The organism is Nocardia citri (assembly GCF_054065835.1).
Window position 1 is genome coordinate 15,334 of record NZ_JBSUQM010000040.1, and the last position, 15,949, is coordinate 31,282.

Genomic DNA, 15,949 nt, shown 5'->3' on the forward strand with positions numbered 1-15,949 from the left:
TCTCGGAAAAGCGACCACAACAAGTGTTCCCACGCCACGCTGGGCCGGCTACTTAGGGCTGTGGATCAGCGTCACGTCCGTGCCAGTCGTTGCAGCCCACTTCGTGAAAAGAGGGCCGCTTGCATGAAATGGAATATTAGCTTGGTGGATACCACTCACCGTATCCATTGCCTAGTTCGTCGTCATGATTGTTCTGACGCGAAATGCGGTGCTGGGTCGCAACAAATGAGTTGCGCCAGTAGTACCGCAGAGAACACCGATGATGCAATCATCATGGGCTGTGACTTGAATCGAATTCCGGCCGGTCGAGGAGCCGCCGCGGCGGCCCGAGTCCAACCTCCGGCACGGGGTTGTTCATCGCTGGCTGGCTCATCAGGTCGGCAGGCAGATCGGCCCCTGTGCTCGAACGCAGTGCAGCGACGGCGACGGCCATGCACCGGGCAGAGATTCTGATCTACCCATCAATGAAGGGCTTCATATATGAGTGCGAGAAACCGGCTGATCTGCCTGTGGAGCGGCTACGCCTTTTTTATTTTGTATCTGCTGGGAATAGTTGTCGTTGCCGGGTTCATCCCGCCGCCGGCGCCGAGCTTGAGTGGGGATGCGGTAGCGGCGTTCTTTGATCAGCACCATGAGCGCATCCTGGTCGGCATGTCCATCTGCGCATTCGCTGCGGCACTATATGTTCCGTGGGGGGTAGCGGTACTGGACGCAATGCTGCGGATGGAGAAAACCCGGTTTCCGGTTTTAAGTGCGGTGCAGATCGTATCCGCTGGCGTGGGTGCGGTATTTTTCTCCATCTCGCCTCTGATTTGGCTGACTATAGCCTACCGAGCGGGTCATGCAAGTGACTCGATTTGGATTCTCAACGACTTTGCTTGGATTTCCTGGATCGTGAGCTGGCCCTTCTTCTTCATCCAAGCCGCCGCCTTGGGACTCTGTATACTCCTGCACTCGACCTTCCTATTCCCGCGCCGGTTGGGTTATCTCAGTATCTGGTTCGCGGTCAGTATGATTCCCGCCAGCCTCGTTGTGTTCTTCTACGGCGGTCCGTTTGCTTGGAACGGTTTCCTCGGCCTCTTTCTACCGCTGGCCATGTTCGCACTTTGGTACAACGCCGTGTCCTACTATCTGTTGAAAGCAATCACGGACAAGGACAAGACGAAGATCGAGGCAACGAACCATTAGCCCGGTTGGGCTGCCCCAGCTTCACAGCCCAGCTGCGACAGGACAGCGGCGAAGGCCTCTCACCCCCACTCGATCAATGTGAGGTCGGCTCGGAGCGCCCTGCCGACGTTGCTGCCAGTGGGTCTCTCCGGGCCGCCTCCCGAACCCGGCGTGCGCTGCCAAACGCACCGGGCGCTCCGCAAATCCCTTCGGGCAGTGGATGTTTCCTCGTGCCGCACTCGGCCGCGGCGACGCGATCTTCGCGCCCCGGTAGTAGTAGCGCTTGGCGTGACTCGTGCGGTGTCGAACAGTGTCACGCCGCCGTCGCCGGGCCAGATGCCGTAGCGTCGGCGTAGTTGTTCTAGGGTTCGCCGATGCATGCGCTCCTGCCACCTGATGATCTCCTGCCAGAGATAGGCACGTAGGTAGCTGAAGGTCGTGTTCGATTCGAGCATCCGAATTTCAAGTACGCGGTCCAGCCCCGCCGCATCCGGTTGAGATGGATGAGCAGGACCTTCAGCGGCGGGTTCGGGCCCTTGCGGCCGCGAGGGTGCGATCTGAAGCAGCGGGATGATCTCCCCTGGTGGTGGGCAACCGTTTTGTGGATTGGGCTCTGATCGGTGATCTCCAGCGAGCTCCCTCGATCCTGGCCCAAGTCAGGCGCAGTACGGTCAGACCGCGGCCCAGACGCAGAATGGTATGAGAGCTTGCGCCGGGGCCCGGGCGATTCAGCCGTGAGCCAAGTGATCAGAGCGGGCCTGGGTCCCGATCGCCCGAAGCGCCAACGCCGTCATCACGACGATCCACCCGAAGAACGCGGCGGCCCCCAGCCAGAACGGGAGCAGGCCGTTCCAGCCAAGGATCCCGCTTTTGAAGAACGGCATGAACAGGGCTGGGACGTACAAGACTGCGACCCAGATATTGAAGTAGCCTGACCAGCGCGGAAAGACGGGGTCCGACTCCTGGTCCTGCAGGGTGACCACCGCGAGCGCGATGCTCTGTGCGGCCGGTACGGCCCAGGCGCCAACGAACGGCAGCCAGCCGAGATCGGCTAGGGCCTGCACGGTCTCGGGTGATCGGTGCGGCCGATAGTCAGCAGCCTGCAGATTCATCAGCGGAAGGACGAACACGAGGGTCGAGCCGAGCCCTGCGGCCAGTTGCGTGTAGGCCATCGGGGCGAACTCGCCTTCGGTCTGCTTCATCAACTGCGACAGGAGGGCGACGAACGGGACGAACAGGAGCGACGAGGACCAGGCGATCTGCAGCCCGGCTCGGATGCGCAACTCGTGCCCTGCGAACAGGGCAGCGACCTGGCCCGCCGAGTCGTTGGGGGCGGGCGGCGGCAGGAACCCGGCAACTATGAACCCGACCGCGAATAGTGCCACGAACCCGGCACCCGACCATGCGCACGCCTGGTAGATGCGGATGTTCATCGGGCGTGGCGCTTGTCGAAGGATCGTCACGCGGTGCCGCCGAAGCCGTGTGCGAGAGAACCGCAGGCACTCGAGTCGGCGGGAGCTGCAGCGGCACCGGCCTGACGAGGGACGCCCGGGGACGCACAACCGACCGCGAAACCGGCGGAAGGAAGGCCTTGGCTCCTACCATCAATACTCATTGCTTCTTCATTTCCCGACGCGACTGTCGCTCTTTTCGAGGACATAGACATGATGTTCGAGCAGTGTATCTATGTCAAGCCGTCGAGTGCTCCGAGGAACCCGCGCGAATGCGACATACGTGCCACCGAGCAGGGTGTCCTGGCGGATGATGGCGTGCGCGTCGGTGGGCGCCCGGGTGCTTGCCTTCATCTGGACCGCAACCCGGGCACCGGCTTCGACTTCACGACCCTGCGACCTCCACGACGGCCCGCTCCGACATAGGCGGGTCGCCCCCGGGGCGTTGGTCAGGGAAAATGAAATTCTGACCGGCGTGCTAGAAGCAACAGTGCGCGACCCTTCCAAGTCGGGCCCCAGCATCCGAACTCAGTCGCGGGGCGTCCCAAAGATAGGGAAAATCAGTCGACCGAAGTTCCGAAAATGCTTCCGACCCAAATCCGAGTGAGCACGTCTGCGGCCACCGTTGGAGAAGGAAGGGTGTCGTCAGAGTTGGTGCTCGAGATGTAGAACAGGTGCTCGGTGGTCCAGACAAGCGACGCGCAGATTCGGTGCCGCTCCGTGTCATCCCTAGCGGTCATCTTTGCGCCGACGGCGCTCAGTATGGCGTCGGTGAACTGTTCGGTGAGCTCTCGCCACTGGCCTCGGAGCTCCGGTACAGAGACATAGTTCTCGTGGACCGCGCGGAAAACGGCGCTGTGTTGTTGCCAGAGGTCAGCCGAGCGGGTGAGCACCTCTCGAATGCTGTCCGCATCGGGCTGGCTCGGGTTGTCTGCCTGCAGCGGGCCGAGTAGGTCATACATGTCGCTCATGATCCCGTTCAGCAGCTCGGCGACGACCTCATGCTTGGACTCGAAATGGAGATAGAACGTGCCACGGGAGACGCTGGCTTCGGCACAGATCTTCGCGACGCTGAGATCTACGAGTGGCGCCTCGCCCAACAGCCGCTCCGTCGCATCCACTAGCTTCTGCCGCCCGTCGGGTGGGCGTGGCGCAATGAGATTGGCGCGCCGACGCGCTCGTCGCTCACTCGAAGCGGACGGTGCCAACTCGACGGGTGTAGGGGGGAGGTCCTGAGCGGGCATGCAGGAAGGGTAGGCGGTCATGGCAGCTTGCTCTCAAGAGCCCTTGCCAAACGAATAGGCATAGTGTTCAGTCATAAATGAACACTATGCCTAGCGTCCGAGTTCTGCTTACCTGGGCGACGATCAAGGAAAGCGATCAGCCGATGTATCCAATTGCACCCAAGTACGACGTCATCGTTGTTGGTGGCGGTCACAACGGCCTGACCTGCGCTGGCTTCCTGGCCAAGGCGGGCAAGCGCGTGCTGGTCCTCGAGGCTCGCGACGTTGTTGGTGGTCTGGTCTGCTCGATGGAGATGCCTCACGCCCCCGGGTACATCGTTAGTCCGTGTGGGGTGGAGTTCGTTCTGCCCAGTGTTCAGCCACGGGTCGAGGACCAGTTGGGGTTGGCGCAACACGGTCTGCGCTGGACGCGCCCAGTCGCCTTGTCAACTTGGCTCAGCCCCGACGGCGCGCAGTTGGCCTTCTATCAAGACATCGAGCGAACCAAGCAGGAGATCGCGAGGTACTCGCGGCGGGACGCCCAGCGATACGGTGAGCTGGTGGAAGTGATCACGGACACGTTCACGACTGCCTTGCCATATCTCCACGGACATCCGTGGCGCGTCCGCCCCGGAGCGGTTTATGAGGTGCTCAAGCAGGCTGCCAAGCGCCGCAAGAGCCTTGCGAAGGGTCTGCGCGTGTTTTCGCAGTCCATTGACGCGGTGATGGACGAGTACTTCGAGCGCGAGGAGATCAAGGCGCCGATTGCCGCCTACAGCGCCGGTACGTTCGGACCGATCACGGAGACCGGCACGGGTTTTCACCTTGGGTTTCTTGCTGGGGTCCACCAGTGGGAATTCCGACGTCCGGTCGGGGGGAGCGGAGCCTTCACGCAGGCACTGGCGCGCGCGTTCGTCAGCTTTGGCGGTGAGATCCGTACGAGCGCCAAGGTTGCCCGCATCGATACGCTGGACGGTCGTGCGACCGGTGTCACGCTCGAATCCGGGGAGCAGTTTTCCGCCGATCAGGTGGTTTGTGCGGTCGACCCGACCACGCTCGTGACCAAGTTGCTCGACCCGGCCGATGTGCCGCAGAAGACCCGCGATGAGATCAACCAGCTGCAGGTCGGCCGCTATAACGTCCTCTACTTCGATGCCTCGCTTGCACTCAGCGGTCGGCCCAAGTTCCCGAACCATTCGGGCGACGATGAGTACACGTCCACGTTGATGTTGTGTCCCACGATGGACTACATGCGGCGCTCGACCGTTGATGCGATGGCGGGCAACTTCACCGGCGAGATCCCCATGGCCACGATCTCACACTCGGTGTACGACCGCACGGTCGTTCCGCCCGGGAGCCAGGGCGATACGTTGAAGCTCTACTGCTTCAACACTCCCATCAAGTTGTCTCAAGGCCGTAGCTGGGAGGACGAGCGGCAAAATTACTTTGACCGGGCCATGGACCACTTCGAGCTGTACGCTCCGGGAACTCGTGACTTGGTAATCGATGCGTACCTCACCGCACCTCCGGACTTCGAAGAGCGATACCACGTACACGGTGGCAATTACGAACACGCGGATCTTACTATCGCCCAGATGGGGCCCGGTCGTCCGATTCCCTCGCTGGCCGGATACCGGACACCTGTAGAGGGCTGCTATCACACCGGCGCCGGCGCGTTCCCGATGGCGTACATCAGCGGCTGGCCTGGCCGCAACACGGCCAACATGCTGGTTCGCGGCGAGCCTCATGTCGGCAAGCTCATCCGCCGGTATCGGGCAAAGAATGGCGCCGGAACCGCGGCTGGCACGGAGCCGGTGACATCAACCGCCCGGACACAGTCCTGAAGCCGGTTGGGCCTTACGCCTGTGCCGCCCAGCGAAACGGAGAACTCATGGAAAGAATTAATGCCGTTATCGGCGCCAGTTGCGCGTTCGTGGCTGCCGCGTTCATCTTCTTCGGACTTCTGATTGCGGGCTTTCTGCCACCGCCGTCGCCGAACCTCACCGCCGAGGAGGTCGCGGCCATGTATCGCGAGTCGATCGGTGGCGTCCGGGCCGGGGTCGTGTTGGCGGCGTTCGGGTCGTTCCTACTAGTCGGGTGGTACGCAGCTGTGGCCGTTCAGATTCGGCGCATCGAGGGTGAGCGGCGGCGGATGCTCACCTACACGTGGATCATCGCCGCGGCTGGCAGCATGATGAACTACATCCTGCCGTTCTTCTTCATGGAAGTCGCGGCGTTTCGGACCGAGGACCCGCAATTCATCCAGCGTTTTAACGACCTGGGGTGGCTTTGCTTCCTCGCTGGCCCATACATCTTCAGTATCCAGGCCCTGATTCTTGCCACCGCGGTCCTGCAGGATCGGCGGGAGAATCCGGTGTTCCCGCGCTGGTCGGGCTTCCTGGGATTGTGGTGCGGCCTACTCTTCCTCCCCGGCACGTTTATCGTCTTTTTCAAGACCGGTCCGATCGCCTGGAATGGTTTGCTGTCATGGTGGATCCCGTTCGTGGCCTTCGGTGTGTGGATCGTGACCGTCGCGATCCTGGTGATCCGCGCAGCGCGAACCCAGCAGCCCGATCCCGTTGCCACCGCAGATGTCGACCTCGCGGCCCAGGTCGCTGAACTAGCCGCGCGGGTTGAGCGCCTCGTCACGCCAGGAGTGGCCGAGTAGCGGAACTGACAACCGCATGAGGTCCGGTGCAGGGCTGAGGCAAAGTCGCATTTCAGCTGTCAGGATGAGTTTGATTGCTCGTTTCGGCTTTCTTGCGTTGTGGCGTAGGGCTTTTGCGATGTTGGTGTGGCCCGCCAGCCGGAGGAGACTGATCACGAGGTTGCGTAGACCGGCCATGAGGCGGGGCACCGCCGGTGCGGGAACGGGAGGCGTCCTCCGCTCATCGTCACGCCACCGCGCCCATTTGTCATCCATGCAGTGATTGTTCGGGTGGCGTCCATGCCTTGACGGCGCGTCGCTCATTAATCTACCTTAGATTCGAATCATGAACCCAAGGGGGTCCGCAAATGCTGGACGAAAGGACCGCAGACGCCATCGGAGCCGTTGGTGGCATCGGCTATGCGGTAAGCTTCGCCACCGGCTGGGCCTTCTGGAGGCTGCCGGGCTTACCCGACGCGAGTTCCGCGACCGATGTGACCCAGTGGTTCGTCGTGCATCAGGCCAACTGCCGGACAGCGGCGATTTTCGGATGCTTGGCGTTGTTCTTCGTGACATGGTTCGAATGTCGCCTGTACAGCATCCTCCGGCGTGCGGAAGGAGGCGACGGAATGGTGTCGCGGGTGTTCTTTGCGGGATTTCTCATTTTTGTCGCCTTCGACATGATGTTCCTCCAGTTTCTGTGGACGGTCTCCTATCGACCGGGACAGACCCTCCCCGAAGTAACCCAGGCACTCAACGACCTCTACCTGGGCGCGGGAGTGGCTGCGTTCGGCTCGATGATGGCGTCCTTTCTGGCGGCCGGGTTGGTCATTCTGAAGACGCGCTGTCTGCCTCGATGGGCCGGGATTTCCGCAGTGCTCATTGGTCTGGCCCAGTTATTGTTCATCCCAACGGGTTTCGTCCACAGTGGGGTCTTCGATATCGCCGACGGCGTCTTGGGTGTGTACGTTCCGCTCGGGTCCCCGCTGGTCTGGTCCGTGGCAGTGTCGATCGTTCTGTTGCGACGGCGTGCCGCGCCGCGATCCATCGGAGTTGCCGATGTTTCCGCGGTCCTGCCGCGGTGAGATCTGTTCCATCCTTTGCAGTCCGCCGTGACCGTCCACGGCGGTCACGTTTTTTTGAACTCGTTGCACCCCTGCGTCGTTCGCAATCGGGCAGCGGCAGCCACGTCGGCGGTCAGACCTGTGGAGTTCAGCCGGTGCTGGCCAAATTGTGGAATGTTCAGTAGAAAAATGTGCCCTCTTTGTGGTCGTCACGTAGCCGCGGTCGGCCGCTGACGGAAATGGTGACCGCGACCGTCCCAATCCAATTATTGGTGTTCTTACCAGGTCTTTCGGTATCCATCCACGTGTCGGTCCGCATCATTCTCGATCGCGGTATCACAGGCTCGTTGTGGTGGATGGCGTAACAAGCTAAGCTCGCTAATATAATCTATAATACATTCAATCTGGTTCGCCTGCACTGCCGACGCGTCGCTCCGCGGTCGGTCGGACGAAGGCCCACCGTCGCCAAATTCGATCGAGCGACCGAGCTGCCGTGATCCAGCCATCAGTAGTGGGCTGCGGCATCAGGAAAGGCAACAGTGATGACACATCCGGATATGCTGCGTCGCACGCGCTGCATCGGCGTGATCCGACACTGGCGGGAGTGTCGATAGTTGTGCAGTTCGAGGCGCGGCGAAACCGTGCGATTCGGCGTGAACTGGCCACATCTCTCGACTCGTTCGTTGCGCTCGCCACTGATATCGCGAACCTCGCGCCGGAGGCGGTGCGCGGTCGAGACGCGGATCGGCCCGTGGTCCTCGCTCTCGTCGCACTGCTCAACGGTTTGTCCAGTCTTGCGGTCACAGTCGCGGATCCGGGCGACTTCGCGGCGGCGGCACACGCGTTGCGACGCATTCTGGTTCGTCGCTGACCGGTCGCATCGAACCGGGCAACCCCGACAAGATGCTGTCCATGCGTCCGGCCGCAAGCACTTGGTGAAATTCTCAGAACAACAGGAACGTATTTCGATGAAGGCGCTGATATGCGACCGCTTCGGGTCACTGGACGAACTCGACTACCGGGAGGTCGACGACCCCGTGCCCGGGCCGAGCGACGTTCTGGTCCGTGTGCGGGCGAGCGGTGCGGTGTTTACCGACATCCTCCTCGTACAGGGGAAGTACCAGATCACCCCAGCGCTCCCGTTCGTTCCGGGGGCCGAGGTCTCGGGAGACGTTGTCGCCGTGGGCGCCGGCGTCACGCAGCTGCAGGTCGGAGATCGGGTGATGAGCCTTGCGATGAACTTCGGCGGCTTCGCCGAGAAGGTCGTGTTGCCGGCGTGGCTACCGACCGTCATCCCGGACGATGTGCCCTACGATCTCGCGGCCACGGTCATGTCCTCCGCGGCGACGGCTCAACATGCGCTTCGTGACAAGGGCCTGCTGCGCGCCGGCGAGATTCTGGTGGTGACCGGCGCCTCGGGAGGGACCGGCAGCGCTGCTATCCAGGTGGGCAAGTTGCTAGGTGCGCGGGTGATCGCGGTGTGCTCCACACCCGAGCGAGCCGAGTTCTGCAGGGCTGTGGGGGCAGATGATGTGGTGATCCACTCTCAGGAGGACGTTCGAGACCGTGTTCGGGAACTTACCGCGGGCAAGGGGGCGGATGTTGTATTCGAAACGGTTGGCGGTCACCTGTTCGATCACTGCATGCGCAGTACGGCAGTGGACGGGCGAATCCTGGTTGTCGGGTTCGCATCGGGTGAGTTCCCGTCGCTTGCCGTCAATTTGGCTCTGGTCAAGGTTATTTCGGTAATCGGTGTGCATTGGGCGACCTTTGTGCGGGAACACCCGGATCGGCACGCGGAGCACATGATCGAATTGAACCGATGGCTCGCGGACGGATCGCTGCGCCCGGCGGTGACCGAGCGGTTCCCGCTTGCCTCGGGTAAGACAGCGCTCGAGCGGATCGCCGACGGCGCTGTGATGGGGAAAATCGTCCTGAAAACCTGACCGGCCATCACCATGACATGCATCGCAGAGGAAGTAGGGGTCGATCTGGCCGAGGATTCGGAACCTGTTCTGCGTGTGGACAGTCGGCGCAGGCCGTGGCTGGTGTCCACCGAGCGGGTATTGACCGACGTGCTCGCCGAGCTTCCGGAAGACGACCACCTCGCATTCCGGCTCCGGATTGCCAGGGATATGGCCGCGGCAGCGATTCAAACATGGGGACACCCCTATGGGTAATGGGTTTTCGATATGACTATGAGGGGCATCACTGTCCGTCATAGACTGCGGGAGGTGACAGACAGGGTGCTGTGGCCCCAGGTAGAAGCAGCGCTTCTGGAACGCGATCACGAATTGCGGCTGCTCGACGATGCTTTCGCGGAAGCCGCTGGCGGGCAGGGCCGACTCATAACGGTCGACGGACCAATGGGTATAGGGCGGACGCGGTTGCTTGGCGAGGCCGAGCGGGCCAGCCGCGCCCGAGGGTTCACCGTCCTGCGGGCCCGTGGCTCAGAGTTGGAGCGATGCATGCCGTTCAAGCTCGCCGCGGACTTGTTCGAACCATGTGTGCGTGTCGACTTTCCGGTTGGCGGGGACAGCCTGTGGCGCGGCCCGGCCGCGCTGGCCCAGCCGCTGTTCACACCCACCGGCGCGGCACCAGACCAGTCCACCGTCCTGCATGGCCTGTACTGGTTGATGGTCAACCTCACCGAGCGTGGTCCCGTCGCAGTACTAATCGACGACGTGCATTGGGCCGACCAGGGATCGCTGAAGTATCTGCACCGCCTGGCGGATCGACTCGATGATCTGCCAGCCGCATTGGTCGTGACGATTCGCACCGGCGATCCGGACGCCGACAGCGGTCTCGTCCAGCGCTTCTGGCGATCCGTCGGCCGCCGGTCGTTGACGCTGCGCGAGTTGAGTGCGGACGCGGTCGCTCAGATGCTCGGTGACATGCCGGACGCTGGAGAACCGGATCGCCCCAGCGCTGAGCTGATCTGGCGGGAGACCCATGGGAACCCATTCTTTGTGTCCGAAGCCCTTATCGCCATCCATTCCGGCCGTAACGACCGCTGGCTGGCATCGAGCACGTCGGACTCCGTCCGCCGACATGTCACGATGCGCCTAGAGCATCTCGGCGACGAGGCCGCTGATTTTGCTCGCGCCGCATCGATTCTTGCCGACGACCCATCGCTTGCCGTGGTCGCCCGGGTGGCCGGGCTGGATTACACCACCGCGGCAGTCTGCGCGGAACGCCTCACTGGCGCCGCTATCACGGTCAGTTCGGATCCCGTGCGTTTTCGCCACCGAATGCTGCGCAGGGCGATCGCCGCCAGCTTCGGTCCCGGGCAGCGGCCCCTCACCCACGCACGAGCGGCTGCGGTGCTCTATGGCACCGGGACCGTACCCGAGGTCATTGCTCACCATTTGCTGGAGGCCCCACCTTCGGACCAGGCATGGACCCGTGGCGTGCTACACGATGCAGCGCGCGTCGCCGCCCGTCACGGCGCGCCGACCACCGCAGTCACCTACCTGCGGCGCGCAATCGATGGAGCATCGCTGATCGACATCGACCCGAATCTGCTTGTGTCCCTCGGCATCTACGAGGCCGCAGCCGGAGAGACGACCTCTCTGCGTCGCTTCGAGCAGGCGCTACGAATGATCGATGACGACGAGGCAAGGGCTGAGGCCCTCTACTCCCTCGGCCAGACGCAATACCGCTACGGCAGGTACGCAGAGGCGGCCGCCACGTTCCGTCGGGGCGCCGAGCTCTTTCATGAGTCTCAGCACGAGATCAGAAGCCGATTCCAGGCCGCCGAGCTGTGCTCGTCCTACTACCTTGCGCCCGAACACCGTCCGGATACAGCCGCCCTGAACCTGATCCATCTTCCAGCGCCGGTGACCGCCGAGCTCTCCCCTGGAGATCGGGTATTGCTCGCAGTCCGGGCCATGCACGCCCTGTTCACCATTCCACCTGTGACGAACGGCAGTACGCTCGCCCGTGTAGCCCTTGGCGACGGCGCGCTGCTACGCGAGCAGTCAGCCGATGGTCTAGCCATCAACATGGCCATTCTTGCGCTGCTTTATGCCGGCGAGCTGTCCGAGGCCCTGACCGCCGCCAACTCCGTAGTAGACGACGCCCGCACCCGGGGCACGACGCTCGCCTATGCCGAGGCATCATTGGTCCGCGCGTTGATCTACTATGCGCGTGGCGACATCACCGAGGCCGCAGCCGACGCCGAAGCCGCGATATCCGGTATGAAATACGGGTGGCACTCCCTCGCACCGACCGCGCTCGCTACCCTCGTGCACTGCCTGATCGAGCGGGGCGAGAACGTCGAAGCTCACGCTGTTCTCCACCAGCACGAGGCGGACCTCGCTCCCCCCGAAGCCAGCGGCATCAATGCCTGGTTCTACGTTGCACGAGGTCGACTGCGGCTGCTCAGCGACGATCTGGACGGTGCTGCGCGGGACCTCGACTCAGCGGACGACGCGCTGCGGTCATACATGATCGCTAACCCAGCTATGTTGCCATGGCGGTCACTAGCCGGGGTGATCGCACAGCGTAGGGGAGACAATGCCCGGGCCCGACTCCTGATCGACACCGAGATCGACCTCGCCCGCCAGTTCGATGTGCCTATCCAACTCGGCGTGGCTCTGCGCCACAGGGCCCAGCTCGACCCCACTTCGGACCGCGCAATCCGGCGGCTGCAGGAATCGGTAGCGGTCCTCACCCCCACGGGAGCATCCCTCGAGCTAGCCCGCGCCTTGCTGGACCTTGGCTCGGCGCAGAGACGTGCTGGCCAACGGACGCTGGCTCGCACTCAGCTCCGGCGCGCGCTCGATCTGGCCCACCAAGGTGGGGCATACGCGACCGAGGCCCATGCGCATGAGGAACTCGTGGCTTCGGGGGCTCGACCGCGGCGCACCGCGTCCAGCGGTGTGGAGTCCCTTACTCCCACCGAGATGCGCATCGCCACTCTCGCGGCTGCTGGACACAGCAACCGCCGGATTGCCGAGCTGGTGTTCGTGTCCCGAAACACCGCCTCCTGGCATCTTCGCAACATCTACCGGAAATTGGATATCGAATCGCGAGAAGCGCTGAGCGCCGCCCTCACTGCAGCTGATCACCTCAGCTCCAGCCGCCCCGACAACGCTAGGGACTGCCCCGGATCTGATTGACTCGCGGGTTGTGGTGGTTTCAGGCCGCGAGTGGGGCCTTGTTCAGGGTCTCATACTCGATTGGAGTCAGCCGGGACAGACCTCGCTGACGCCGTCGGCGGTGGTAGGTCCGTTCGATCCAGTGCACGATAGCCAGTCGGAGCTGTTCCTTTGTGTCCCAACGTTTCCGATCGAGCACGTTACGTTGCAGCAGAGCGAACCACGATTCCATGGCCGAGTTGTCCGCACATGCGGCTACCCGCCCCATGGATCCGAGTAATCCGTTGCGGGACAACAGGTTCACGAACTTTCTGGAACGAAATTGGCTGCCGCGGTCGGAATGAACGATCGTGCCGTGCGGGGATCGCAGGCCGATGGCGTTGCGCAGCGCCGAGCAGGCCAGGGCGGCGGTCATCCGGTCGTCGATGGAGTAGCCGACTATGCGGTTGGACCACACGTCCTTGACCGCGCAGAGGTAGAGCTTGCCCTCGGCGGTGCGGTGTTCGGAAATGTCGGTCAGCCACAGCAGGTTCGGGCCGGCGGCGGTGAAATCGCGGTTCACCAGGTCGTCGTGTACCGGCGGGCCGGGGCGGGCGGTGAGGCCGCGTTTCTTGGCGAAGGCACTGTAGATGCCTTGCAGCGAGCACAGTCGCTGGACGCGGTTCTCGCCGGCCTCGTAGCCGAGGTCGGCGAGTTCGTCGGCGATGAACCGATACCCGAACTCCGGATCGTCGGCATGGACGTCCAACGCCGCGTTGATCAGATGCGCGTCATCCCAATCGCGCTGGGAGACAGGATCTTCGCACCATTTGTAGAACGCCTGTTTCGAGAATCCCAACACCCGGCAGGCCACCGCCACCGGGATTCGGTCAGCGGCAAGATCTCGGACCAGCGGGTACATCTGTAATGGTCGTGGCCGGTCCGAGATCGGCTGGCAGGCTGACGCTTCGGCTCGTCGCGCGTGACTCCGGGTATATCCGACCCCGACCTGCGGGTGTCTTGAAAATGACTTGTCCGCGCGGCGGGTCGGGCGTTGGACTGCCCACCCGGATGGCCTGATCAGAAGATTGTCCGCCCCTTTCGGGCGTGACCCGTTACAGAGGTGCCTCCGAGTGACCCCGTCCAGCGCCCCCGCTGGCCCGACCACCGAGAGGACCTTGAATGGCGTGCATCGCCGACCACTACGACTATGTGATCGGAGCGGACACCCACGCCCGCACCCACATGTTCGTCATCATCGAAACCCGCACCGGTGCTGTCACCGACTCGGGTGAATTCCCCACCCATCGTGCTGGACTCGCGCGGGCTGTCGCCTGGATCGGTCGCCGCACCACGGCCACGGTGTTCGCCGCTGTCGAGGGCACCTCTTCCTACGGAGCCGGGCTCACTACCGCCCTCGCAGCGGCGGGCATACCGGTCGGAGAAGTCCGACCACCTTCCCGCAATCAACAAGCCGTCAACGGCAAGTCCGACAGCATCGATGCCGAGTCCGCCGCCAGATCTGTTCTGGGACAGGACGCATCACGCGTCGCCTCACCACGCGCGAATGGCGACCGCAACGATCTGCGGATCCTGCTCACCGCACGGCGGCTGCTCGACACTCAGCGCACCGCCTCCCGCAACGCGCTCACCGCGCTGCTGCGCACCGTCGACCTCGGAATCGACGCCCGCCGACCACTCACCGCCGCTCAGATCACCGCGATCGCGGCCTGGCGCGCCACCGGCGGCGACCCCGCCACCAGGATCGCTCGCACCGAGGCTCGGCGATTGGCACGTGCGATCGCCGACTACGACAAGCAGTTGCGCGAAAACCACGCCATACTCGGCAAACTCGTCGAACGGGTCGCGCCGGGGCTGCAGGACACCCCCGGCATCGGTCCGGTGACCGCGGCCATCATCTGCTGCGCCTACTCCCACCACGGCAGAATCCGATCCGAATCAGCCTTCGCCGCTCTGGCCGGCGTCGCCCCACAGCAGGCATCCTCAGGCAACACCGTCCGACATCGACTCAACCGCGGCGGTGACCGCCAACTCAACCGGGCCTTCGACATCATCGTCAAAACCCGACTCAGCTTCGATCCCAACACCCGCGCCTACTCCGAACGCGCTCGCACACAAGGAAAGTCGCCCCGAGAAATCCGCCGCAACCTCAAACGCTACGTCTGCCGCGCCGTCTTCCGGCAACTGCAATCCGCCATGGAAACCGCTTGACAGCACCCCATAGAAGAGTCATTTTGGGGGCAGCTCGCGGGCGAAGAACGCCGCCGCCCGCCGCAGGATCTCGTTCTCCTGTTCCAGCAGCTTGTTGCGTTTACGCAGCTCACGCAGCTCTTCGGACTCCGCCCTTGTGACACCGGGCCGGTTGCCGTCCTCGATGTCGGCCTTGCGCAGCCAGTTCGCCAGGCAGCTCTCCGAAATCCCGAAATCCTTCGCGATCTGCGTCAACGGCGCCTGGCCCTTGCGGGCGACCGCCACAACGTCACGACGGAATTCTTCGGGGTAGGGCTTCGGCACGGTGATGCATCCTCTCACAGAGAAGACCGGACAGTCTCCTCAGATCAGGAGTCAACCGAAGCCGGGGCAGTCCCACCTGACCGAACCCACAGCAACCACCTTCACCACCACCGCAGAAATACACGAATTCATCTCTCGCGCAACAAGATTCACCAACCAGCACTAAAGATTACGTGTTATTGATCTGCATCTCCTTAGTCGTTCCGCCCGTAAGTTCTTCGGGGGTCAGTGCCTGCGGTAGGGGTCGCAGGCGCAGTCGAGGGCTTGTTGGGGACTGCCTGCGGTGAATCCGGTGGGCAGGGTCTGGTTTTCGTTGCCCGCGTCGCCCACCGACGCCCCTTACGCATGTTCCACAAAAGCCAGATGAGCAGGTTCGCCAAGTGGAGCATGCCGCCGTGGGACTGTGCAGTCGTAGCAGGCGGCGACCGCCAAGTATCGCCTGAGACGACTGAAACAACGCTCGACACAGATCGCGGATCGAACGCCGGCGGGCGACCTACCGCCCGGCCACCGCGATGCCGGTCTACTGATCGACACATTCAGGGACCGCCTGGGGCGAGTAGGCCTCGGTCGCGACAACCCTCCACAACCGCGACGACACTGTCGATCCCAGCGGTGTCGACGAGAGTGTCGACCAGTTCGCCTCGGGTGGCGTCGGGGACTGTAGATACGACAGAGCCGTTAGATTGACAGACCCTGGCGTCGGCACGCAAGCCGAGCGGTTCCAGTTTCAACCGCTGTTCCGACACGTCCAGCCCGCTCGAGATCCTTCTCGAGTCGG

Annotated in this window: 12 protein-coding genes and 2 pseudogenes; 9 read left to right on the forward strand and 5 right to left on the reverse strand. The window is 63.1% G+C overall.

Translation table 11 applies throughout. From position 1 onward, the window contains the following. Nucleotides 1-480: 480 nt before the first annotated feature. On the forward strand, nt 481-1,188 hold the full coding sequence (locus ACW2Q0_RS29855; RefSeq protein WP_457194261.1) for a hypothetical protein: 708 nt from the start codon (nt 481-483) through the stop codon (nt 1,186-1,188). Between the two features lie 707 nt (nt 1,189-1,895). Here ACW2Q0_RS29855 and ACW2Q0_RS29860 read toward each other — a convergent pair. Together ACW2Q0_RS29860 and ACW2Q0_RS29865 are read right to left on the reverse strand one after the other, a co-directional pair. Continuing rightward, nucleotides 1,896-2,600 (reverse strand): hypothetical protein, encoded by a 705-nt coding sequence (locus ACW2Q0_RS29860; RefSeq protein ID WP_457194262.1) that lies wholly within the window; start codon nt 2,598-2,600, stop codon nt 1,896-1,898. Between the two features lie 578 nt (nt 2,601-3,178). Beyond that, nucleotides 3,179-3,739 carry a TetR/AcrR family transcriptional regulator gene (locus tag ACW2Q0_RS29865; RefSeq protein WP_457194263.1) on the reverse strand — a complete coding sequence of 187 codons (561 nt, stop codon included), beginning with the start codon at nt 3,737-3,739 and terminating at the stop codon, nt 3,179-3,181. Between the two features lie 266 nt (nt 3,740-4,005). On the opposite strand from ACW2Q0_RS29865, the gene ACW2Q0_RS29870 reads away from it, so the two are divergent. From ACW2Q0_RS29870 to ACW2Q0_RS29900, 7 genes are all read left to right on the forward strand, one after another. After that, nucleotides 4,006-5,685, forward strand: a complete 1,680-nt coding sequence (locus ACW2Q0_RS29870) for a phytoene desaturase family protein (RefSeq protein ID WP_457194264.1) — start codon at nt 4,006-4,008, stop codon at nt 5,683-5,685. A 266-nt stretch (nt 5,686-5,951) separates the two neighbouring features. After that, nucleotides 5,952-6,509 carry a hypothetical protein gene (locus ACW2Q0_RS29875; RefSeq protein ID WP_457194265.1) on the forward strand — a complete coding sequence of 186 codons (558 nt, stop codon included), beginning with the start codon at nt 5,952-5,954 and terminating at the stop codon, nt 6,507-6,509. A gap of 473 nt (nt 6,510-6,982) precedes the next feature. Then, the gene (locus ACW2Q0_RS29880; protein ID WP_457194266.1) at nt 6,983-7,573 is read left to right on the forward strand and encodes a hypothetical protein; all 591 of its coding nucleotides are present in this window, start codon (nt 6,983-6,985) and stop codon (nt 7,571-7,573) included. Nucleotides 7,574-8,156: 583 nt separating this feature from the next. Then, the gene (locus tag ACW2Q0_RS29885; protein WP_457194267.1) at nt 8,157-8,423 is read left to right on the forward strand and encodes a hypothetical protein; all 267 of its coding nucleotides are present in this window, start codon (nt 8,157-8,159) and stop codon (nt 8,421-8,423) included. Between the two features lie 97 nt (nt 8,424-8,520). Further along, on the forward strand, nt 8,521-9,498 hold the full coding sequence (locus tag ACW2Q0_RS29890; RefSeq protein ID WP_457194268.1) for an NADPH:quinone oxidoreductase family protein: 978 nt from the start codon (nt 8,521-8,523) through the stop codon (nt 9,496-9,498). A gap of 12 nt (nt 9,499-9,510) precedes the next feature. Then, nucleotides 9,511-9,732, forward strand: coding sequence for a hypothetical protein (locus ACW2Q0_RS29895; RefSeq protein WP_457194269.1), 222 nt, complete (start codon nt 9,511-9,513; stop codon nt 9,730-9,732). A 54-nt stretch (nt 9,733-9,786) separates the two neighbouring features. After that, the gene (locus ACW2Q0_RS29900; RefSeq protein WP_457194270.1) at nt 9,787-12,675 is read left to right on the forward strand and encodes an ATP-binding protein; all 2,889 of its coding nucleotides are present in this window, start codon (nt 9,787-9,789) and stop codon (nt 12,673-12,675) included. Between the two features lie 19 nt (nt 12,676-12,694). On the opposite strand, the pseudogene ACW2Q0_RS29905 reads toward ACW2Q0_RS29900, so the two are convergent. Beyond that, nucleotides 12,695-13,564: pseudogene (locus tag ACW2Q0_RS29905) on the reverse strand (IS3 family transposase); the annotation flags it as partial. Nucleotides 13,565-13,815: 251 nt separating this feature from the next. On the opposite strand from ACW2Q0_RS29905, the gene ACW2Q0_RS29910 reads away from it, so the two are divergent. After that, the gene (locus tag ACW2Q0_RS29910) at nt 13,816-14,865 is read left to right on the forward strand and encodes an IS110 family RNA-guided transposase (protein ID WP_457194271.1); all 1,050 of its coding nucleotides are present in this window, start codon (nt 13,816-13,818) and stop codon (nt 14,863-14,865) included. Nucleotides 14,866-14,886: 21 nt separating this feature from the next. Here the strand turns inward: ACW2Q0_RS29910 and ACW2Q0_RS29915 are convergent. Both ACW2Q0_RS29915 and ACW2Q0_RS29920 read right to left on the reverse strand, forming a co-directional pair. Further along, a pseudogene (locus tag ACW2Q0_RS29915) lies at nt 14,887-15,168 on the reverse strand (transposase); the annotation flags it as partial. Between the two features lie 539 nt (nt 15,169-15,707). Beyond that, the coding region (locus tag ACW2Q0_RS29920; RefSeq protein WP_457194272.1) for a hypothetical protein at nt 15,708-15,949 on the reverse strand (242 nt) is incomplete at its 5' end.

Coding starts and splice junctions, on each gene's coding strand:
- ACW2Q0_RS29855 (WP_457194261.1), top strand. CDS start 481: ATGAGTGCGAGAAACCGGCTGATCTGCCTGTGGAGCGGCTACGCCTTT.
- ACW2Q0_RS29860 (WP_457194262.1), bottom strand. CDS start 2,600: ATGAACATCCGCATCTACCAGGCGTGCGCATGGTCGGGTGCCGGGTTC.
- ACW2Q0_RS29870 (WP_457194264.1), top strand. CDS start 4,006: ATGTATCCAATTGCACCCAAGTACGACGTCATCGTTGTTGGTGGCGGT.
- ACW2Q0_RS29890 (WP_457194268.1), top strand. CDS start 8,521: ATGAAGGCGCTGATATGCGACCGCTTCGGGTCACTGGACGAACTCGAC.
- ACW2Q0_RS29895 (WP_457194269.1), top strand. CDS start 9,511: ATGACATGCATCGCAGAGGAAGTAGGGGTCGATCTGGCCGAGGATTCG.
- ACW2Q0_RS29910 (WP_457194271.1), top strand. CDS start 13,816: ATGGCGTGCATCGCCGACCACTACGACTATGTGATCGGAGCGGACACC.